General features: G+C 48.3%; 17 protein-coding genes and 1 pseudogene. 10 read left to right on the forward strand and 8 right to left on the reverse strand.

Annotation, left to right across the window (positions count from 1 at the left end):
• Window positions 1–568: 568 nt before the first annotated feature.
• Window positions 569–1075, forward strand: a complete 507-nt coding sequence (locus tag IQ260_RS10285) for an FAD-dependent oxidoreductase (RefSeq protein ID WP_322744930.1) — start codon at window positions 569–571, stop codon at window positions 1073–1075.
• A gap of 407 nt (window positions 1076–1482) precedes the next feature.
• On the opposite strand, the gene IQ260_RS10290 is transcribed toward IQ260_RS10285, so the two are convergent.
• The gene (locus tag IQ260_RS10290) at window positions 1483–1914 is read right to left on the reverse strand and encodes an ester cyclase (RefSeq protein ID WP_193993018.1); all 432 of its coding nucleotides are present in this window, start codon (window positions 1912–1914) and stop codon (window positions 1483–1485) included.
• Between the two features lie 73 nt (window positions 1915–1987).
• Here IQ260_RS10290 and IQ260_RS10295 point away from each other — a divergent pair, with 73 nt between their 5' ends.
• Window positions 1988–2557, forward strand: a complete 570-nt coding sequence (locus IQ260_RS10295) for a TetR/AcrR family transcriptional regulator (RefSeq protein WP_193993019.1) — start codon at window positions 1988–1990, stop codon at window positions 2555–2557.
• A 112-nt stretch (window positions 2558–2669) separates the two neighbouring features.
• On the opposite strand, the gene IQ260_RS10300 is transcribed toward IQ260_RS10295, so the two are convergent.
• On the reverse strand, window positions 2670–3704 hold the full coding sequence (locus IQ260_RS10300; protein WP_193993020.1) for a tocopherol cyclase family protein: 1035 nt from the start codon (window positions 3702–3704) through the stop codon (window positions 2670–2672).
• Complete coding sequence (locus IQ260_RS10305) at window positions 3701–4789, reverse strand: 4-hydroxyphenylpyruvate dioxygenase family protein (RefSeq protein WP_193993021.1); 1089 nt, start codon at window positions 4787–4789, stop codon at window positions 3701–3703. The genes IQ260_RS10300 and IQ260_RS10305 overlap by 4 nt, the downstream gene beginning before the upstream one ends.
• A 211-nt stretch (window positions 4790–5000) precedes the next feature.
• Here IQ260_RS10305 and IQ260_RS10310 point away from each other — a divergent pair, with 211 nt between their 5' ends.
• Both IQ260_RS10310 and IQ260_RS10315 read left to right on the forward strand, forming a co-directional pair.
• Window positions 5001–5894, forward strand: coding sequence for a methyltransferase domain-containing protein (locus IQ260_RS10310; RefSeq protein WP_193993022.1), 894 nt, complete (start codon window positions 5001–5003; stop codon window positions 5892–5894).
• A gap of 3 nt (window positions 5895–5897) precedes the next feature.
• A complete protein-coding gene (locus tag IQ260_RS10315; protein WP_193993023.1) occupies window positions 5898–6887 on the forward strand; it encodes a homogentisate phytyltransferase in 990 nt (329 codons plus the stop codon).
• Window positions 6888–7254: 367 nt separating this feature from the next.
• On the opposite strand, the gene IQ260_RS10320 is transcribed toward IQ260_RS10315, so the two are convergent.
• Together IQ260_RS10320 and IQ260_RS10325 are read right to left on the reverse strand one after the other, a co-directional pair.
• Window positions 7255–7641 (reverse strand): diacylglycerol kinase, encoded by a 387-nt coding sequence (locus IQ260_RS10320; RefSeq protein WP_193993024.1) that lies wholly within the window; start codon window positions 7639–7641, stop codon window positions 7255–7257.
• An 87-nt stretch (window positions 7642–7728) separates the two neighbouring features.
• Entirely contained in the window at window positions 7729–8199 is a 471-nt protein-coding gene (locus IQ260_RS10325) for a GNAT family N-acetyltransferase (RefSeq protein WP_193993025.1), read from the reverse strand.
• A gap of 186 nt (window positions 8200–8385) precedes the next feature.
• Here IQ260_RS10325 and IQ260_RS10330 point away from each other — a divergent pair, with 186 nt between their 5' ends.
• Window positions 8386–10356: a sugar phosphorylase gene (locus IQ260_RS10330; RefSeq protein WP_193993026.1), complete on the forward strand. Its 1971-nt coding sequence runs from the start codon at window positions 8386–8388 to the stop codon at window positions 10354–10356.
• A gap of 7 nt (window positions 10357–10363) precedes the next feature.
• On the opposite strand, the gene IQ260_RS10335 is transcribed toward IQ260_RS10330, so the two are convergent.
• Window positions 10364–10789, reverse strand: coding sequence for a hypothetical protein (locus tag IQ260_RS10335; RefSeq protein WP_193993027.1), 426 nt, complete (start codon window positions 10787–10789; stop codon window positions 10364–10366).
• Between the two features lie 100 nt (window positions 10790–10889).
• Here IQ260_RS10335 and IQ260_RS10340 point away from each other — a divergent pair, with 100 nt between their 5' ends.
• The 3 genes from IQ260_RS10340 (at window position 10890) to IQ260_RS10350 (ending at window position 17655) form a co-directional block, all read left to right on the forward strand.
• Entirely contained in the window at window positions 10890–13238 is a 2349-nt protein-coding gene (locus tag IQ260_RS10340; RefSeq protein WP_322744931.1) for an MASE1 domain-containing protein, read from the forward strand.
• A 1021-nt stretch (window positions 13239–14259) separates the two neighbouring features.
• The gene (locus IQ260_RS10345; protein WP_193993028.1) at window positions 14260–16461 is read left to right on the forward strand and encodes a G8 domain-containing protein; all 2202 of its coding nucleotides are present in this window, start codon (window positions 14260–14262) and stop codon (window positions 16459–16461) included.
• A 21-nt stretch (window positions 16462–16482) separates the two neighbouring features.
• Window positions 16483–17655 (forward strand): PA14 domain-containing protein, encoded by a 1173-nt coding sequence (locus tag IQ260_RS10350; RefSeq protein WP_193993029.1) that lies wholly within the window; start codon window positions 16483–16485, stop codon window positions 17653–17655.
• A gap of 35 nt (window positions 17656–17690) precedes the next feature.
• On the opposite strand, the gene IQ260_RS10355 is transcribed toward IQ260_RS10350, so the two are convergent.
• Window positions 17691–18620 carry an isoaspartyl peptidase/L-asparaginase family protein gene (locus IQ260_RS10355; RefSeq protein WP_193993030.1) on the reverse strand — a complete coding sequence of 310 codons (930 nt, stop codon included), beginning with the start codon at window positions 18618–18620 and terminating at the stop codon, window positions 17691–17693.
• A 121-nt stretch (window positions 18621–18741) separates the two neighbouring features.
• On the opposite strand from IQ260_RS10355, the gene IQ260_RS10360 reads away from it, so the two are divergent.
• Together IQ260_RS10360 and IQ260_RS10365 are read left to right on the forward strand one after the other, a co-directional pair.
• Window positions 18742–19068, forward strand: coding sequence for a helix-turn-helix domain-containing protein (locus IQ260_RS10360; RefSeq protein ID WP_228015821.1), 327 nt, complete (start codon window positions 18742–18744; stop codon window positions 19066–19068).
• Between the two features lie 390 nt (window positions 19069–19458).
• On the forward strand, window positions 19459–20553 hold the full coding sequence (locus IQ260_RS10365; RefSeq protein WP_228015822.1) for a peptide ligase PGM1-related protein: 1095 nt from the start codon (window positions 19459–19461) through the stop codon (window positions 20551–20553).
• Window positions 20554–20628: 75 nt separating this feature from the next.
• On the opposite strand, the pseudogene IQ260_RS10370 reads toward IQ260_RS10365, so the two are convergent.
• A pseudogene (locus tag IQ260_RS10370) lies at window positions 20629–20874 on the reverse strand (TVP38/TMEM64 family protein); the annotation flags it as partial.

Consider the following 20874-nt stretch of genomic DNA (forward strand, 5'->3'; position numbering starts at 1 on the left):
TATTTTCTCTCTGCTTTATCTGAGCGGCAACAGCGCATTCTGCAGTTGTTGAAGGCTTCGGATGATATCTACCTCTCACTCACCGGATAATTTAGGCAACCCTTCCTAAATTTAAGCGAACCGTGAGTGTGATATTTGGAAAGGAACTGCTGCTGATTTAGCACAAAAGGATGCAGTTGCAGTATTTCCTGTTGGAGGTTGGTGGAAAGACAAAAAATATCTGAACAAGTATGAGCAGACAGTTCAATATTCGCTAATTATCTCTATTCGCGTACCAGATATTGAAGTGGATATTTATACGCCTGTTTCTAACTTAGTGCGTACGACTATAGAGACAGCTATATAAACAGCGGATCAGAACAATCCATTGATCTAGTTAACAACTGTAGAACTGCTAGACATTCACATCTAACGATCAATTTTTTTCTACAGATTTTACGAGGATGAAATGGATTAATGTGCATTGCCAAAGGACATTGAACCTACCAAAGCAGATGTACTATTTGCACGTTGTGATATTGTCTGAGCAAATCGAGCTTCAATAGTTCTGACATATTACCGGATCCCTGTGACGTTCTTCGATCTGAACAACTTGCACGATGAATACAAAGACGAACTCGGTAGCTTCATTGAAGTGGACTACTACCACGCTAACCAGCTGTTACCCCTGAGCGATGACCAGATTGTTGAGCTGACGCAAAAAGATTTGGCCAGCTGTATTCCGGCTTTTGGTGATGCCAACGTAGTCGATCGGGCCGTGGTGAGAATCTCCCAGGGAGTCAGCCACTTTGCGCCGGGTAGCTATCGCTATCTGTTGCCAGGGACTACTAGCTTTAGCAATGTCTTTATGAGCGGCGATTGGATTGTTACCCGCCATGGCTCTTGGTCCCAGGAAAAGGCCTATGTAACAGGGTTAGAAGCTGCTAATCGGGTAGCCCACCTGTTGGGAACCGGTATAGAAGCAGAGATTATACCCATCGTTCCAGACGAGCCCCATATTCAGACAGCCCGGATCGCTAATCGAGCAGTGCGACAGGTTATGAGTCAGGTGATACCGCAGCTGTGGTCCTATTGAGTGGAACTATAAATCCAAAGGAATGTGCGATTAAATAAAAGAAGGTTTGTTAAAAATTAAGCTCATGGTTTTGGTTAGGAAAATAGTTTGGGTGACTGGTTGAGTGTGAAAGATGTTGCTTGGGGTCCCTCCGAGTTCCCCAAACCCCCTGGTTAGGGCCGGAACGCCGCCCTAAGACCCAACGTACTGAGTTATCCCTAATGGCATCAAGTTGGGGTTACGGCGGGGACAATTATAAATGTTTTGGATCGATTTCTGCAGAAGATTTAGAGTGTGAAGCTCAAATCATGATGGGGTTATTACTTTACAGATTCATACCCACCTTGTGTAGGCTATGTACAGCCCAAGGGGCATTCGAGAAAAGGCGATAGCCGTAACGCATCGGTACTCTATTTTTAAGCACATCCCTAATCTGCCACCAAACCAAGCTGCTGCATAACGGCCAGCAAATTGCACTCGTACCACCATTTAACAATCTTGCCGTCTGCGATCTCAAGCAGGGTAAAGTCATTAACTCGGATGGATTTACCGGTGGGAGGAGTGCCCAAAAACTCTCCTGTGTGGGTTCCCTCAATGGTGGTGCGATACACAACTTTGTTGGCCTCAGCAATCATATCTGCCATGGTCTGATGAATATCACGAAAGCCTTGAAAGAGACTTTTATTAAATGCTTTATTGGCCTCTAGTCCGACAATAGGCTCGGGTGTGCTGTTGAAATAATAGACCACATCTGGACTCATCAACTCATCCCAGGTCTGTTGCCAGTTGGGGTTCGTCCCCCAGCCCTCTTTAGCGAAGCGTAGGGTAATCGACTTATTTTCTTCAGTTAGGCTAGCCATGGAAAAACCCTCAATACGGTAGCGTATGGCTATAGACTAGCCAGGGGTTTTAGATTTGTCAATACGGTAGCGTATGGTAAAGAAAAAAGAAGGGGTAAAACTAACTCGCCAAGACTGGATTGACCAGGGGTTGCGATCGCTTTCGGAAAGCGGGGTAGAAGCTGTCCGGGTAGAGCCCCTGGCAAAACTGATGGGAGTGACGAAGGGCAGCTTTTACTGGCATTTTAAGAATCGAGAAGAGTTACTGACGGCTATCTTTCAGGCGTGGATCGCGCTTCAAACCAGCGGCATTATTGAGCAGGTGGAGGCGAAGGGTGGGGGTGCGATCGCAAAACTACTCTACCTATTTGAGCTAGCCGTAGAAGACGACGGCAGAATCGAGAACGCGATCCGAGCCTGGGCAACCAACGATGCAAAAATCGCCCCCGCCCTCGCTGAAGTGGATCAGCGACGTCTGGACTATACAAGAGACCTATTTTTACAGGCAGGATTTGATTCTTTCGACGCTATTGTCAGGGCTCGTATGGCTTACTACACGCTAGTGGGCGAGTTTACCATTGGCACACGTAGCAATCAGGCTGAACGGCTAGCTGAGATCCGACTACAGCATAAAATTCTGACGGGTCATCGCCTATCCGATTAGCTTTCGATATGAATATTCCATCGACTACATTCAGTCACCTAAACCAAGTTGGGATCAGCAAGAACTCAAATGGATTACGACCATATGCAATGGGTCGAAAGATTTTTAGTACTCAACCTGGATGTTGCCATACCTCGTCCCAGTCGCTGCCGCCTATCTCTAATCCAGCCTGCTGGCTTTGAGCACTCAGAATTTTTTGGTGCCCCTGTTTTTGCCAAAGGGTGACTGATAGCTGTCCTTGAGTCGTGTCTCGACACAAAAACTCCATACCAGTGGCCGTAGGCACTCTAATGTTTACGCCTGCTAGGTCAGTTTGACCCATAAGCTCTACAGTATAGTCTTTCTGCTCGGCCCAGATCCGCCAGCTGCCCCAAGGGGATACCTGCCAGGAGACTGTTCCATTCCAGGGGACAAACTCATAGAATTTTCCTTGGTGGTGAATCCCCACCATGCCTACAGATTCTCGCTGCCCTAGCACCTGACGAATGCCGCCACCTGAGGTCAGTGTGAGGTCGGATATTTGGTCAAACGCGTTGCACTGGATCCAAAACCACTTTTGCGGAAAGGCTCCTCCCCAATTTTTTTCGCTGTAGGCGGGGACTTTTTCAAAGTCAAAGCGATGCATGATTTTACCGTCGGCATCGACCTGCTCAAACCAGCCAGTGGCCCAGCCGTGAGCCATGAGAATTTGCCAACCGGGTTCAAAAATTTGAAACTGTGACAGCCAGCCAGCCGTGGACTGGGGATAGCCAGGATTGCCCCAGCTATAGATCGGTTCTAGGGTATAGCGCCAGCGTACGATTTGGGCCGGGCTCCAAAACTGGCCTTCATGCAGGATGTCGGTGGCTTGGTAGCTTTCGACAATAAGACCACAACGACTGTGCCCATGACCCAGCCGATGTCGCCAGGCCCAAAATCGCGACACATCAGGTAGAGAACGACAAAAATATTGTTCGTCTGGCCCTAAAATCTGGACGGTACCACCGCTGGCAGCTGTCTGAGCACCGGGATCTTGAAGTGAATACATAAAGGCAATGGTTTGATTGCCCTGATGAGGCGGCAGCGTCAGTCGATAGTACCAGCCTTCAAAAAATGGCTGCTGTCTACCGTTCCAGTGGTAGCCGCTGTGGGGAGTTGGCCGGATCATGACGTTCTCTGGGAAAGGCGCTGCCAGCCTTCTACTTTATTGGTTTCTGCTGTCTCAATTGCTTTATAAAGAGCCAAAAAGTTACCCTCACCAAAGCCTTGAACCGACTGACGGCGTTCAATAAATTCAAAAAAGAAATGATTGTCTTGGAAGATAGGACAAGAAAAGATTTGCAACAGCAGCGATTCTGGTTGGCTTGGTTGCCAGTCAAGCAAAATTTGCTGTTCAACAATCTGTTGCCATTCCGGGTGCTCAACAGGCGCTGTCAGACACTGCTGCAACCGCTGCTGCAAGTGTTTGTAATAGGTTAAGGGAACTGATAAAAGCGCCAGTCCTCGCTGTCGAAGCGTTCTGACCGTGGGCACAATGGGATTGCTATGGAGGGCAATGTGCTGGATACCAGCACCGTGATTAGTATCTAGAAATGTCTGAATTTGCGAGCTGCCGTTGGTGGGCTCGTTAATATTGAAATATAGCTGGCTGGTGGGAGCAAATAAAACCTGGCTGCATAGTCCAGATTGTGTCGTTTGGATGTTAAAACTTTGTTGTTTTTGTAGCGTAAAGAGCTTCTGATAAAATGTGGTGGCGGGTTGCAGTTCTCCTGCCGGAACGTTGAGAACAATGTGGTCAATACCTTTTGCGACAGCAGTATCGGTGTTAGCTGGCTGAGGAAAATTTTTTAAGGCCGGACGCTCAATTAGCGTATGGCGCAGCCCGCCCCAGCCGTAAACGCTAGCCCAAGCAGCAGGTGAGGCATTCTGATTTAAACCCACCAGCTGAGACAACAGCGGTGAAAGAACTGTTTGAGGTTTGGCACCCAGGTGACTCAGCGTTGCCGCCAAATCGTCAACTTCGATAGCGACATCAGCCACCCCTTGTGCATAAGCACGAAGATACTCAGCAACGGGGCCATCGTCTGTGCGAGGAGAGGATAGAACAAAGAGGGTATCTCGATAGCACAGAACTTCTAAATATCGGTCAGGCAGTGTGGCCTGTTTGAGCGATGTCCAGCCTAGATGTTGAACAAACCAGTCCCGCTGATGGGCGGCATCTTCAACAAAGAAATGGATATGGTCGATTTTCATACACGGTATGGAAGATGCCGAGCTGACGGACTCGGAAATGAGCCCCCTTGAGATAGGGTAGATGAGATTTTTGATAACGGCACGTCTCTTTAGTGAGAGTGTGGCAGGTCTTAATAAATTTGGGAATACGCCCGCAAATGTCTAAATTTGCCTTACCCTTTCAGCAGCATGTCTTGCTCTGCCGCTTTTTGCTCTGCCGCTTTTTACCCCTATGACAACGTTCACGACAGCTGCTGATAAATCTTCGTTAACTCAGCGAATTCAGGTGTTTTACGATGAATCGTCTCAGCTGTGGGAGCAGGTCTGGGGTGAGCACATGCACCATGGCTACTACGGTGCCGACAGCCTGACTAACAGTCCCCAAGAAGCCCAGCGAGTCTTGATTGAAAAGATCTTACTTTGGGGGGATGTGCCGGACTCACCTTCTGAGAATGTACCGCAGGCAGTTCTAGATGTGGGCTGCGGTATTGGCGGCAGCACGCTGTATTTGGCCAGTAAATATCGGGCATCGGCCACGGGGATTACCCTCAGTCCGGTACAGGCAAATCGAGCAATGGCCCGAGCTGAGACAGCTGGGTTAGGAGAGCACGTGGAATTTCAGGTGGCCGATGCCCTGGCGATGCCCTTTGCAGATCACAGCTTTGACCTGGTGTGGTCCCTAGAAAGTGGTGAGCACATGCCTAATAAAGAACAGTTTTTACAGGAGTGCTGTCGGGTACTCAAGCCGGGGGGACGGCTAATTGTGGCCACCTGGTGTCATCGAACGGCTGAGCCCCCCCTGACGGCCTCTGAACAGGAGCATTTGGCCCAGCTATATCGGCTGTATCATCTGCCCTATGTGATTTCTTTGGCAGACTATGAAGCACTGGCTCAGGCGTTGCCGCTGCAGGCGTTAAAGACGGCTGACTGGTCTGAGACCGTGGCTCCTTTTTGGAACGATGTAGTTAAGTCAGCCCTTAATCCTCAGGTGCTGTTGGGAATTCTCACGGCGGGTTGGAAAACCGTTGAAGGGGCGCTGGCGATTCCGCTGATGATGGAAGGCTATCGTACCGGACTGATTCGCTACGGGCTGTTGACCGGGGTTAAACAAACAGGGGAGCAGTAGACCATGGTTTCAAACGTCAATAAATCGCAGCACCCTAATGGGCCTTTTTCCTGGGGTCGCTGGCTGCGTTCCTTTTGGGCCTTTTCTCGCCCCCATACGATTGTAGGTACGACGCTGAGCGTGGGAGCGCTGGGGGTGATGGCGCTGGTGCTAGCGGACTTGGGGACAGGCGCACAGATCCTGCCGCTGGTGTGGGTGATGCTGGCGGCGCTGGTGCCGAGTCTCTGTGCCAACGTGTACATTGTGGGTCTCAATCAGCTGACAGATATTGCCATTGACCGGATTAACAAACCCCATTTGCCGCTGGCGTCGGGGGCATTTTCGCTCAATATGGGGCGCTGGATTGTTTGGGTACTGGGAGGGCTGGCGCTGCTGCTGTCCGCAGTACAGGGACCGATTTTACTAGCGACGGTGGGGCTGAGTATGGCCATTGGTACGGTGTATTCTCTGCCGCCGCTGCGTTTAAAGCGATTTCCGTTTTGGGCGGCGCTGTGCATCTTTGGGGTGCGTGGGGTAATTGTCAATCTGGGCTTTTTTGCTCATTTTCGTCGGTGGCTGACGCTGAGAGCGGGCCTAGAGAGCAGGGCGCTGTCCATACCGCCAGAGGTGTGGGCGCTGACAATGTTTGTGGTGGTGTTTGCATTTGCGATCGCAATCTTCAAAGACATCCCCGACCTCGAAGGCGACCGTCAGTTCCAAGTCCGCACCCTGACCGTACGTCTGGGCCCCAGATTTGTCTTTAGACTGGCGCTGGGCGTACTGACGCTATGTTACGGTTTGCTGATAGGACTGGCCCTATTTGGCGTGCTGCCATCGGTTCAGTCAGGATTTTTAGCCGTCACCCACAGCCTGCTGCTGGGCCTGCTGTGGTGGCAGAGTCGTCGGGTTAGTCTGCAGGACAAGTCTGAAATCAGCGGGTTCTATCAGTTTATCTGGCGCTTGTTCTTTCTAGAGTATTTGTTGTTTCCCCTGGCCTGTGTGCTGGGTCAATAGGCCCAGAAAGTTCGGGTGGTAACTCTGGCAGAACTTTACATGATCTTTACCCGTCTCTATCTGTAGACGTCTGACCCATGACGTATCTGTAGCTGATGGTCTCGGAGAATTAGTTATGAATACCGTTATGCTGCTGGCGACTATTGAAATCTGCAACTTTATGGGTTGTGGCTGGCTAGAGAGTGCGATCGCATTTGTTCAAGAGTGGGTATCTAAAATCACTGTATAAATTCTCACCCTGACAACACTGATTTGCACCAAAAGCGGTTCAAAATGCGCTGATGAGGTTTTATAGCCCATTGGCCATTCTGGACCGCTTTTTTAATGCGCATACGCCCGTAATCATAGTAAATCTGACACAGGCTCTTTAGAGCGTATTTAATGGCAGCTGCCAAAGACGAACGCTTTCGAGGATTAAAATAACGGCCCATACCAGGATACTCAGACCCGCCGATGCCGCCGCAATATCTTTAACAATCCGGATCTGCTCATTTCGTTGAGGTTCGACAAAATCACACAAAACCTCGATAGCACTATTAAATAGCTCGGAGATCAGCACCAAGCCCATGGCCAGCAGTATCAGGCTAAAATCCACCCACTGCCGGAAAAAGAACGCAAACCCTAAAACGGGTATGGATAAAATGACTTTGTAGGCCACGCTAAAGTCGGTTACCACTGCAATGTGCAGGCCCGACAGAATTACCTTGAGTTTTTGGATGGGACGGTAGCTAGGGGTGCGAAATTTGTTAGCCATAGTGCATGTCCGTCGATACAGTTGCGATCGCTAGATAGTGAAGTATAACGACATTTGCCGTATTTACAGACACTGATAAGGGCTGGCCTAGCGCTTAGCGTATTTCATATGAATCAGCGCCACCTTATCCTGATGCAAATTGAGCCTTGGCTCCAGGCTATAGGGGGTAAACCCTAGCTCAGCATAAAGCAGTAACGCCCGCGTATTGTCATTAAAAACAGAGATATGGGGACTAGTCTGGTACTTATCTTGACAGACATTAATCATATGATGGATCAGGGTTTTGCCTAAACCGCGCCCCCTGTAGTCTGGCGCAACAATGACATTCCCGATGAAGGCAGACTGTTGATGAACTAAATCGTAAAGATTAGCAAAGGCAACAACCCGGTTATCCATAATACCAACCGTAAGCCCATGGCGTTTGGCGGCAATAGTTTTTAATTGTTCAACATCCCAGGGAAAGTGACCGTTAGGACAAACCAAATAAAGCTCTTCTGGCGACGTTACTAAGTGACCAATGGCAGAATAATGTTGCTCAGTGGCTGGAATGAGTTGCATTTTGCCTGACAAATGATGACGCCCCTATCTTAAGGTGTATTTTGATACAAAATCTCAACTTTTATCAAGATTCTAACGTTTATTTTTAGAAGCACTTGCAATCTTCGATGTGAGTTCGATACACCTGACATTGGGCCCATGGAGCTTTGAAGGTCTGGGTTAGTCGCTAGCTAAACTCTGTGTTGTATGTCAAAACAAGATTTTCCTAAGAGAAAAGCCTATAGTCTTACTCCAGACTATACCCGCCCACTCTTAAAACTCTCTTCAGCACAGCGACAACAGTTATTAGGACGACTCACATTTCTCTATGGTAAATCAGCTGCCACACAACATTTACCTGAGTTAGAGCGACTGCTAAAGGTCCATGATGCCCACAAAACACCGGAGAAGAAGGCACAGAACGGTCACTTTGATCCGAGCGATCGGTTTACCCAGCAAGATGTTGCTCTCATTACCTATGGGGATATCTTACTCAGTGACGCTGCCTCCCCGCTCGCGACGCTCGCGGACTTTTTAGAAAGTACCTCCGGTCTCAGAGGGGCCTTTAATACCTTGCATATTTTGCCGTTCTTTCCCTACAGTTCCGATCGTGGCTTCTCTATTACCGATTTTAAGGCGGTTGATCCAAACGTCGGCTCCTGGCAGGATATTGAGTCCCTAAGCGAACGCTATCGGCTGATGTTTGATGGGGTGTTCAACCATGCTTCTTCCCAGAGCATGCCTTTTCAGGAAATGCTCAATGGCAATCCAAACTATCAAGACTTTGCCACCACCTATCATTCTCCCGATGAGCTTACGCCCGATCAGCGTGCCATTATTGTCCGACCTCGGACGTCAGATATTTTGACCCAGTATCAGTCTATTGACGGCCCTATTTGGGTATGGACTACCTTTTCCCCAGACCAGATTGATCTGAACTTTACTAATCCTAAGGTTCTTCTAGAAGTCATCGATACGCTGCTACTCTATGTCCGGCGCGGTGCCGATATTATCCGTCTGGATGCTGTTACTTACCTGTGGGAAGAACCAGGTACTCCCTGCGCCAATCTAGCCCAAACCCATGAGGTGATCCGACTCTTTAGGGATGTACTGAATATTGCGGCGCCCCAGGTGGCTTTGACAACAGAAACCAATATTCCCCATGAGGAAAACATCACCTATTTTGGCAACGGATATGATGAAGCCCAGATGGTGTATAACTTTGCCCTGCCGCCGCTGGTGCTCTATACCTTTTACCAAGAAGATACAACAGAACTATCAAAATGGGTTAACACCCTAGAGTATCCATCTGATGCTATGACATTTTTTAACATCCTGGATACCCATGATGGCATTGGGTTGCTAGGGGTTAAAAACATTTTATCGGAGCAGCAAATTAGCTTTGTTATTCGATGTGCCAGGGAGCATGGGGCACTCGTTTCATATCGTACGGCAGAAGAGGGAATGGAAGAGCCCTATGAGATTAATTCCACCTGGTTTAGTGCCCTAAATCTGGATGGCGAGCATGAGGATCTAGATTTACAAGTTAAACGGATGGTGGCCTCCCGCAGTATCGCCTTAGTACTCAGGGGTATTCCTGGTATTTATTTACATGGATTGATTGGTACCCATAACAATATTGAAACGGTCCTAAAAACAAAGGTAAAACGTGATATTAATCGCACGGTCATTCACTATTCTGACCTGAGGCAGGAGCTAAAGAACTCTGAGGCCAGAGTATCTCAGATGATTACTCAGCTCGGTCGCCTACTGGATATTCGGGTCAATAACAAGGCCTTCCATCCCAATGGCGACCAAAAGGTCTTCCAACTGGATCCGTCAATCTTTGCTCTACTCAGAATCTCACCGGACTGTGAGCAACATATTTTGACCCTGACCAATGTGACCTCTCGACGCTGTCAGATCAGTCTTCCATTGGAGCAGCTGGGTGTGGCTGGCATCTATCCGCAGGAGCGCTCAGAGCTACCGGACCCGCCTGAGATGCTCAGTGCTCGACCAATTAAGCCCCTATGCGCCATACCCCAAGATAACTACTGGTACGATCTGATGGGGCAACGGGGATGGCGGATTGTTAACAACACCCTAGATGTGACGCTGGCGGCCTATGATGTGGCGTGGTTGATCCCAATGATTGAGCTAGAGCGGATGATTGAGTAGCCATGGCCTATCCTGCTAGCGGCAGCATCTGAGCGTTGGTATGTTGCCGACTTGCAGAGGAAGGCTGTAATGAGAAATCGTCTGGGAAATGGCCGTAAAACTTGGCAACAGCTTTTTTGACAACAGTTGACAGCAGACTGCCATTATTCAGTAGTTTCAAGGAACAAGCTCCCTCAGCTGGGAAAATGATTGGACTTGGAGAAACACCCCATTCATCACGGGACCACCTTTGCAGATAGTAAAGATCACCCTGGTAGGCGAAGGGAACATATTGAAAGCGAATATGTTTGAGGTGAGGCCGCCTGCATTGGTGCTTCAATAAGGTACATCCCCGTGTTTTCAAGACGGTTTGAATAAAATCAGGCACAGTCGTCCAGGGTATTAGACCGGGCTGATGGGCGGGTTTGGGTGTCTGGTTTAGTGCTGGCATCATGACCTTTTAATACTGCCTTACGTACATACCATAAATGATGACTTTGAGGATGGTATGAGGATCACCCCATGGGGAGACTAACAGCGCTGGTGGACTCTGAGTGGGTACTCTGACCTTACCCATCTACATTTTTTCAGGGGTTCGTTGGCGCTATGATTTAGCCCCAGTGATGCATGAAATCCGTGACATCTACCGAGATATGGCAAATGAATATCAATGGCACACCAGTTATTGGGTGCGTGTCGGCTGTCTGGCAATCTGTTTTTTCTTGGCTGCCCAGGTATCCACCACGGCCCTCAATATTCAAGCTGCGGCCTCACCCCTGTGGCCACCTGCGGGGATTGCGCTAGCCGCCCTATTAATCTACGGTCAGAAACTATGGATCGGTGTGGCTTTGGGCGCTTTCTGGACGTCGTTAGCTGACGGTGTGCCCTGGTGGCTGTCTCTTATTCTGTGTTTTGGGAGTGCCCTCCAGGCCCTGGTGGGGAGTTATTTTCTCCGACGCCGATGGCAGCGCAGTGTACAGCTATACGACTGGCAGCTGGATGATTTACTGGCGTTTTTGGGTCTGGCGGTGATGCTCACACCCATGACAAATGCTATTTATAGCACCACCGTGGGCTATGGCTTTGGTGCGGTCACTGGGGCAAACCTGGTGTCAAATGCCATTGTAATTTGGCTGGGGGATGGCATGGGTATTTTGGTGCTAACGCCGTTTTTACTGGCGTTGGTAGCTGGGTGGAAGCACACCATCACGTTGCGCATCGGCTCCCGGTGGGAACTGGGCCTGTGTCTAGGCATGCTGATGGCGGTCAGTGCCCTGGTGTTTGGCGCCCAGACCGATAGTGCGATCGCACAATATCCCCTAGAATATCTCCCATTTCCCTTTGTCGTTTGGTCCGCCCTGCGCTTAGGGTTACGCGGCACCACCCTTGCCAGCTTTCTCGTATCGGTTATTGCTGTCATCGGAGCTGTTCATCGCGGTGGTCCTTTTATCACCAAGGCCGAGGGTAACCTGGGCGAAGCCATATTACTATTACAAGCCTATGCCGCTGTCATTAGTGTGACCGCCCTGGTCCTGTCGGTGGTGGTCACAGAACGCCAGCAAAGTCGAGCTAAGCTAGCCCGTAGCGAAGCCAGTTTGGTCAATGCCCAGCGCATTGCCCAGTTAGGAAACTGGGACTGGAGCGTCAATCTAAATGAAAAGCTGCTCGACAAGACTATCCAGATGACAACAAAAACAGGTGACAACACCCTTGCCCCGGATAACCATTCCCTGATCTGGTCCAATGAGTTATACACATTGCTAGGCTACCCTGTGGGGGCTGTGCCCCCCAGCCAGTTGCTGTTTTTAGAACGGGTGCATCCAGAGGACCAGCGGCGGGTGGGCCTGGCTTGGAATGTGGCTCGCACCCACCAAAAACCCTATCGTTTGGACTATCGGCTGATTCTGCCCGATGGCACAGAACGTACCGTTAATGAACAGGTGCACATTGAGCATGACCGCATTACCGGGACCGTTCAAGATATCACCGAACGCAAACAGGCGGAAATCGCCATGCGAGAGACAGAAATGGTACGGGCCACCATGTATCGCTATTTGAGCCAAGACCTGGCCGAGCAGCTACTGGACAACAAAAACACCCAGCTGGGGGGTGCCCGACAGTTTGTTTCGATCTTATTTGCAGATATTCGCAGCTATACTACACTGACCGAGCAGCTATCGCCTGAGGCAGTTGTAGCGCTGCTCAATCGCTACTTTGAGACCATGGTAGATGTCATCTTTGACCACCGAGGCACCCTGGACAAGTTTATTGGCGATGCCATTATGGCAGTGTTTGGCTCCCCCATTCCCCAGTCAGATCATGCCCAGCGAGCCGTTGCTACAGCTCTGGGTATGCAGCAACAGCTCGCTATATTTAACCAACAACAACAAAATCAGGGACTCCCTACCCTGCAAATTGGCATTGGCATCAATTCTGACGATGTGATTACGGGCAACATCGGCTCTAGCAAACGTATGGAATTTACGGCCATTGGCGATGGTGTGAATCTCACTTCCCGCATCGAGAGTGCGACTAAACTCTACGGTTGCTCCATTATTATTAGCGAGAATACCTACGAATGCTGCCAAGACATGATCTGGGTCAGAGAGCTGGACTATGTTTGTGTCAAGGGTAAACGGCAGCCGGTGCGGCTATATGAGGTGTTGGGGTTGCGATCGCAACCACTTTCCTCGGCTCAGCAAACCCAAATAGCACTCTATAATCAAGGCCGAACCCACTACCAGCAGCGTCAGTTTGACCTTGCCATAGACATTTTTAGTACCCTCTTGCGCCAAGTTCCCGACGACCAAGCGACTCATATGCATCTAAAACGCTGTCAGCAGCTACAAAAACAGTCCCCTAAAAATAATTGGGATGGTTCTTGGCAACTGCAGGAAAAATAGAAGAGTTGTCTAACATATACCACTGAGCATATCTATTATTTATATAGTTCTTAATATAGTGAAACAGATACTGTTGCTGATCGAACCTATATTGGTATCCTTGCGTCTAATGATATTAGATTCCTCAGGGATAAATCGATCTGTGAAATCCGAGGTTAGAGCATGAATACGGTATGGGTTGGCCTGGCAGTAGCAGCACCAGTGGGTCTCATCTTATTCATAGGTAATCGTCTATTGAACAGTTCGCTGACCCACGAAGGGCTATGTCCAGTTTGTCTGGGTGAAGGTGGGCCTTGCCAACACTGTAATGGTCTTGGCGTCATCGTTAAATCGTCACCTAGAAAAGATTTAGAATGACACTTTTCAAGCTGGCACACAAGGGTCGTGCTAATTGAGTTCCTTTATCTGAACTTGATAAAACGTTTATCCAACGTGAAGGAAGATATGTAATACTGAACACGTGTTTCGCCTGTAGTGTTGTTCATCTACATACACATGGTTGTCTGTCTTTTGTGTCTTTCTGTTTTGGGTCTTTGTCAACAGTCTATTTCCTGACTGTCCCAGATGTGTTGAGTTAGAAAGGCTCATTAAGTAAGGATTTAATAGGAATTTTGACATCTTTAAATAGACATTTGTTCAGAAATTTTTTTCTAAGTTACTTGAATGCAACACCTAAAGCTCTAGAAACTTTTTGCATTTAGATTCTCCGTCTTTGAGTAGATGCAGAGCTGGCTTTGGAGACTATACCTGCTGAAGCAGCTTTGCCATACACGTAAGTGTATTAGCTCCTCGTATTGTTGTTAATAAAACTAAGTGGACGACAAAACCGGTAAAGACATCGGTTGCGAGGGCGTGTGCGATCGCATTGCATCACAGAACAATGTTGATATCACCGCACAGATATTTTGATTTAGGGCTCAAAGCCCTAAATCAAAAACACTTTGGCTTTCTAATCTTTTGACATTTCGATCGATCCCAGCACAATCAACTCTGTTCTATTTGTTATCTAGGAAGATTTTTGATGGATATGCACATGCATGATGACGCCCACAACACCCATCACACCGACCCCGCTAAGCAGTCAGAACACTCTGCTGCCCATAAGCTCATTACATCGCACAATGCTACCCATACCGCAGTAAAAAATGGCTCTTGGTTTGACGCAAGCACCTGGCAGGGTGGGCGTATTCCTGGTAAAGATGCCAAAGTCATTATCCCTCAAGGGATTAACGTCACCTATGACAACGTTAGCGATCAGCGATTGTTTGGTCTGCGGGTGGATGGTCAGCTAGACTTTGCCACCGATGCTGACACCCAGATGATCATTGATACCTTTGTTGTATCTTCCGAGGGTACTCTCACCATTGGCACAAAAAATAATCCAGTCCAAGGCAATGTTCAAACCAAAATTTTAATTGCCGATAATGGTGCCATTGACACCAGCTGGGATCCTCAGCAGCTAAGCCGAGGAATTGTTTCCCATGGAACAGTCAGTATCCACGGTCAGGCTAAAACCTCCCATCTCAAAGTGGTCACTGACCCCACTGCAGGGGATACCACATTACTGCTAGCCTCAGCACCTGTTAACTGGCAAGTAGGCGATCGCATTGTTTTAACTGGAACTCGGTACGAAAGAGACGCGTCCGAGACCGAAGACGAAGAACGCCTAATTACAGATATTGAGGGAAATCGCATTACCCTCGACAAACCACTTTCCCATAGCCATGGCACCCCGCGCTCAGACTTAAAGGCCTATGTAGCCAACCAAAGCCGTAACGTCGTTATTGCCACTGAAAACGCAGACAATTTGCCCTCCAACCAGCGGGGGCACGTCATGCTGATGCATTCGGATAATGTTGATGTGCGCTATGCCGAATTCAATGAGTTAGGCCGCACAGATAAATCTAAGCCTTTAGACGACTTTCTCTTTAATAATAATGCAACATCTACCCGCATCCTAGACAACGATGGGAATCCCATTCCAGGAGCCCGCACCAATATTCGTGGACGTTATACCTTACACCTCCACCGTACTGGAGTGAATGGGGACAACGAGCCAGCGGCAATTGTTGGTAACAGTATTGTTGGCTCCCCTGGCTGGGGTATTGTTCAGCATGATAGCTATGCTGTCCTAGAGAATAATGTGGCTTACGATGTTCTGGGGGCTAGTTTTGTCACTGAAACAGGAAATGAAATAGGTGCTTGGCGCAATAATATTTCCATTAAAAATGATGGTCGTCGCAGCGGTATCGAAAAAAGTGGTGTCGGTAATCATGACCTAGGCTTCAATGGCCATGGCTTTTGGTTTCAGAGCCGATTAGTTGAAAATGAAGGAAACGTAGCAGCAGGCAGTCATGGCTCTGGTATCTTTTATTTTCATCGTGGAGTCGATCAGATCAACCCACTGACCAAAAACTTATCCATTGAAGCCTTGGCTAGAAATACAGACACTGTACCCAATAACAATCCACCGATTGTAGGTTTCAATAACAACGAAGTATTGGCGTCTGGTAGCGGTCTCCGGGTGATCAAATCTTTTCAGCCCCAGCAACACGATGGCCGCACAGTTCTGAATGGTTTTACAGCTTGGGAAGTGTCTCAAGGAACAGAACTACAGTACACTGCCCATTACACTCTCAAAGACTTTACCCTACTAGGAGCAGACAATATTGCCAACGACCCAAGACACAGTTGGCGCAGTGAAGGCCTTCATTTAGCCCGAAATGTTGAAGACATGGTGCTCGACAATATTCAAGTGGAAGGCTTCGATCGAGGTGTCTTAATGGATAAAGAAAATGTCAGCACACCGACTCTAAATGACTGGGGATATTTCTTTATTGACCCTCAAATTAGGAATAACAATAAAGATTGGATCAATCTAGACCCTAATGTAGATCGGGTGCTAAGCCGTTCAGAACTTCAGCCAGGACGGTTGGAGTTTGAACTAGACACGGCTAACAGCGATCTAGTGTTACGCGATGGCGAGAATAAAGATGCAATTTTTATCAAAGGCACCAAGACAGATTCCCTAGGTAAAACCGAGCTTCCGTTTGGTAGTGAGAATCTTGGCTACTATTTTAATGAAGCCCGCAGGCTGGGTAAAAATGGCTATTACACGCTTCCAGACGGACGTCGAGCCGTCATCCTTGATGAATATATTAGCGATCGTCTCACAGGTGATCTACGCAAATATAGCTTTATTGTCACAATAGAGAATGAATAGTGGACAAAAGATGATCCTAATTTGGGAGCGCTCGATCCCAGTCAAGTGCAACAGAGTAGCGGCATTATTCCCTTCGAGACCATAGCGGGCAATCATCCAAAATTTGTACAAGATAAAATTGTTGCTGACGTCAATCAAGACGCACCATCAGAACCCGTTATTGAACCTGAAACAAATCCCACCATCTCAGATCCTGTTGTAACACCGCCTGTAGGGAATCCGATTACCCCAGACCCAGATCCGACTGTAACGCCGCCTTTAGAAGATCCAAGTATCCCAGATCCTGTTGTAACGCCGCCTGTCAACGACCCAAGTATCCCAGATGTCCCCCAGCCAATTGATGGGGCTGGCACTGGTTTGACAGCCGAGTACTTCAATAACATAGACTTCACCGACCTAGGACTGACTCGTACCGATGCAGCGGTAGACTTTAAGTGGCGTCAAGGTGATTCTCCCGATAGCGCAATTGAAGAAGATACCTTTTCCGTTCGTTGGAGTGGCCAGATCGAATCTCTCTATTCAGAAACCTATACGTTCACTACACGGTCCGACGACGGTGTCAGACTCTGGGTGAATGGGGAACTTCTCATCGATAATTGGACCCGGCACTCGGCTACTGAAAATACGGGAGAGATTACCCTGGAGGCTGGCCAGAAGTACGATATTCAGATGGAGTTCTTTGAAGGCTGGGGAGATGCCGTTGCTCAGCTCTACTGGTCCAGCGCTAGTCAGGAACGAGAAATTATTCCTGCTAGCCAGCTCTACTCCACTGCAAACTCTACCGTGCAGGGAGATGCTAACAACAATGTCTTAACAGCCACTGGAGAAAACGATTTAATCATAGGTACTCAACCTTTAGATACAACTCCAGGCCAAAATGAAATTGATGTTCTCATTGGTGGTGATGGTCGTGACACATTTGTGCTTGGCGATGACAATCGTACCTTTTATGACGATGGGGATATCATGCTAGGCGGTTTGGATGACTATGCTCTAATTCAAGGATTTAAGCCGGTTCAGGGGGATCGCATTCAACTGCACGGCTCGTTAGATAACTATACCTTAGGAGAATCTCCTACTGGGTTGCCGTCTGGCACCGCAATTTTTCATAAGGGTAATGGGGCATCCGAGCTAGTTGCCGTAGTGGAGGACGCTAAAGCCTCTGATTTATCTGGAAACTTTACGTTTGTATAGAGCGAAGCGTAGCAACGGCGGAAAAATCGCCGTTGCTACGCTAATTTGCAAAGGGTTTCACCGCCCTGCTCAATCCAGCCGTAGATCATACCGGAGGTGGAGTGGCCAACGGCGCATTTGCCCATGCTGTCGATGACAATCACTCCGCCTAACCCTTGTACTTTCTTAATCAAATAGTCAATTCCTGCCGTTGCCGCTGCCTGGGCATCCATTTTTTGAAAATAGACAAAATCTGCAATCATCTTGCACAGAACTGTCCGCTGGAATTGTTCACCATAGCCAGTGGCTGAGACCGCACAGGTATCGTTGTCAGCAAATACGCCAGCGCCGATGATGGGACTGTCACCCACACGCCCCCAGCGTTTGTTGACAATCCCCCCTGTGGATGTGGCCGCTGCCAGGTTTCCTGCACAGTCTTGGGCGACGGCACCAATGGTGCCAAGTTTCTGGCTGGGTTTAGCCGCTTCATGGTCCAGCATCATCCCGCCTACCTTTTGAGCTTCACGCCACTGACGGACACGGGCATCAACAACAAAGTAGTCATTGGTCATACGGGGTAGACCACAGAACTTAGCAAACTCCCGGGCTCCTTTGCCAATCAGCATAACGTGCTCACTTTTTTCAAGCACCTGACGCGCCAGCACGGTTGGATTTTTGATCGAAATAATACCTGCTACAGCACCGGCTTCAAAGGTATTACCATCCATAATGGCTGCGTCCATTTCCACCTCACCATACTCATTGAGTACAGAGCCACGGCCAGCATTATAGAGCGGGTCGTCTTCCAGTTGGATGGCACAGTGCTCAACCGCATCTAGAGCACTTCCCCCTGTTGCCAAGATCTGACGACCGCCCTCCAAAATACGGTAAATGCTCTCCATATAGTCCAGTTCATTTCCCTCACGCTTGATCTGCTCCAAGGCTCCCGCGCCGCCATGGATAATAAGAGAGAAATTTTTTGTCATGACTTAATAAAACTTAAAATACTAGAAATCAACGTTACCACGACTCATACAGTCTCATACATTGGTTACACCTGGAACTTAGTTATCCTTGCTACAGAAAAGTTGGTTATTATGATTAACGATGTCAGCCCAACCAATTATGAACACGCTTCAAAACGTAGGTTTGAGTAGTTTAACGGTTACGGACTATGAGACCTTGGATATTGAGATGGCTGAACTTGAGAGCTTACGCATCCGTACGGAGCTAATGCTGGCTCTGCAGCGATACATCCAGGAGCGTCAGTGGTCTCCAGAGGAAGCTGCTAGAGCGTTTCGGCAATCATCCCCACGCATGCAGAATCTGATCAACGGTGAAATTAGCCGTTTTTCAATGGAAGATTTGATTCATTTGCTGACTAAGGCTGGACTGAAGATACAACTGTCAGTGCTAACGCCCTCTGTACTTTAGAAAGTTAACTGACTATCATTTTGCTTGCTGTTCGTGCTGCACAAAGATAAGAATCAAATCGGCGGTGCCAGCAGAGAGCTTTTAATAGTCATGTCATGAAAACGAAACATTGCAATCGGAGCAGCTGCGCGAGAACCTATAGTTCATAGGCTTTTGGGCAAGTAATGCGTTGCGGGTTTAATCTTGTTTTTACATTTTGAGTATTGCGTAAATGATACGTAATGTATCATGCTGGACTGTGTTTGGAGGTTAGGTGTCTCTTTCCGATACAGGCTTCTGAAGCGCCTTCCGTAGTGTTCAGAAAAATAACGTTATTCTTTCTCGAGTCAGCTGTGTAGTCCGTTGTCATTCCGAGAATTTATCAAAATGAAGATTTTTAATCATGACATCATGATGAGTACCCTAGATACTAGTGGGGGTATTCATCTTTTTTCAGGCAGAGCTCTGGGGCTCAGCTCACCTGGAGACAAGGTGCAGTTGCATGCGGACTTGGCTCAAGATTGGCCTCACGCACGGGATCACTACAATCGTATTGGCTTAGAGCACAGTGACGATATTATTTGGAATGTTGATTTTGAGGAATTGACTCAATACTCCTCTGAGCAGATATCGGTTTACTTTTTTGGCTATGCGTTTGACCATGATCAGGAGTCTGCACAGCGTCTACGACAGGTGGATAATGAGTGGTATCAGGCTGTTCGCTACATAAATTCCAAAAACAACTTTATGGAGCTGGCCCATAAGCTAGGTGTGGCTGTTCCCGGTACTCAATGTTTTAGCAACCGGGCTGAGCTGGGAAATCTTGAGGCATTTTCTTATCCTTGCTATATCAAGCTAGCTGTTTCTGATCACGGTGTGGGTATTGTCCGGTGTGCAGATTCTGCGGAATTGTTATCTGCCTCAGAACAGTTTCCTAAAGATAAGCCATTTCAGATTCAAACCGAGATTCATGCTTCGGCATTTCTGAATCTCCAATACCGGGTTACGTCCCAGGGGATAGAGCGAGCCTTGGTTTCTGAACAGATTTTGGATGGCTGTGTTCACGGTGGAAATCGCTATCCTACCAAACACCAGCCTTGGGATGTGGTTGAACCGATGGCGCAGTGGATGTATGAAAACGGTATGAAAGGCACCTTCGGCTTTGATGTGGCCGTTGTGGATGATCCTGAAGGACCGCGCTATCTGGCGATTGAGTGTAATCCTCGATTTAATGGGTCTTCGTATCCGACAGAACTGGCTGAGCGATTAGAGATTGATACTTGGTGTAGTGAGACATTGAGTACAGACTATCGACAGCTGGCAGATTTACCCATGGAGGGATTGGAGTTTGACCCAGTTACTAAAACAGGCGTTGTGTTGGTAAATTGGGGCACTGTTCAAGCTGGAAAGCTAACGGTTTTGTTGGCCGGTTCTGTGGAACAACAGGCTGAGTTGAGCCATCGTATACGACATCAGTGGAGTCGGCAAACGCTGGCGGTGGGATAGCTTCTGGTTCTATTAGTTCTATTAGTGAAGTTGTTCTCGGCCACTGGCAGCAAACTAGCGCTGCCAGTGGCCGCTCTAATCAATAGGTTGTTTCCGTTGTAAAAAACCGGTCAAAAGTGCCAGGGCAAATGCTCCTAAGATGGCAAATACCAACAACAGTTTGCCGCCTTCTAGCAGGCCAGCCCCCAGGGCTACGATGGGTGGGTTGGAAACAGCAATGCTAAGGAAAAGGGCCGGGAGAAAACGTAGCCAGGCGGCTTTGGTCAGACCCACACCATAGGCAACAAAGTCGAAAAAACCGGTCATCAAAAAGGCTGTCAT

It is taken from the genome of Leptolyngbya cf. ectocarpi LEGE 11479 (assembly GCF_015207065.1).
In the GTDB taxonomy this organism is placed as follows: domain Bacteria; phylum Cyanobacteriota; class Cyanobacteriia; order Phormidesmidales; family Phormidesmidaceae; genus Leptothoe; species Leptothoe ectocarpi.

Coding starts and splice junctions, on each gene's coding strand:
- IQ260_RS10295 (WP_193993019.1), top strand. CDS start 1,988: ATGGTAAAGAAAAAAGAAGGGGTAAAACTAACTCGCCAAGACTGGATT.
- IQ260_RS10360 (WP_228015821.1), top strand. CDS start 18,742: ATGTCAGCCCAACCAATTATGAACACGCTTCAAAACGTAGGTTTGAGT.
- IQ260_RS10290 (WP_193993018.1), bottom strand. CDS start 1,914: ATGGCTAGCCTAACTGAAGAAAATAAGTCGATTACCCTACGCTTCGCT.
- IQ260_RS10325 (WP_193993025.1), bottom strand. CDS start 8,199: ATGCAACTCATTCCAGCCACTGAGCAACATTATTCTGCCATTGGTCAC.
- IQ260_RS10345 (WP_193993028.1), top strand. CDS start 14,260: ATGGATATGCACATGCATGATGACGCCCACAACACCCATCACACCGAC.
- IQ260_RS10300 (WP_193993020.1), bottom strand. CDS start 3,704: ATGATCCGGCCAACTCCCCACAGCGGCTACCACTGGAACGGTAGACAG.
- IQ260_RS10310 (WP_193993022.1), top strand. CDS start 5,001: ATGACAACGTTCACGACAGCTGCTGATAAATCTTCGTTAACTCAGCGA.
- IQ260_RS10330 (WP_193993026.1), top strand. CDS start 8,386: ATGTCAAAACAAGATTTTCCTAAGAGAAAAGCCTATAGTCTTACTCCA.
- IQ260_RS10365 (WP_228015822.1), top strand. CDS start 19,459: ATGATGAGTACCCTAGATACTAGTGGGGGTATTCATCTTTTTTCAGGC.
- IQ260_RS10305 (WP_193993021.1), bottom strand. CDS start 4,789: ATGAAAATCGACCATATCCATTTCTTTGTTGAAGATGCCGCCCATCAG.
- IQ260_RS10335 (WP_193993027.1), bottom strand. CDS start 10,789: ATGATGCCAGCACTAAACCAGACACCCAAACCCGCCCATCAGCCCGGT.
- IQ260_RS10320 (WP_193993024.1), bottom strand. CDS start 7,641: ATGGCTAACAAATTTCGCACCCCTAGCTACCGTCCCATCCAAAAACTC.
- IQ260_RS10315 (WP_193993023.1), top strand. CDS start 5,898: ATGGTTTCAAACGTCAATAAATCGCAGCACCCTAATGGGCCTTTTTCC.
- IQ260_RS10355 (WP_193993030.1), bottom strand. CDS start 18,620: ATGACAAAAAATTTCTCTCTTATTATCCATGGCGGCGCGGGAGCCTTG.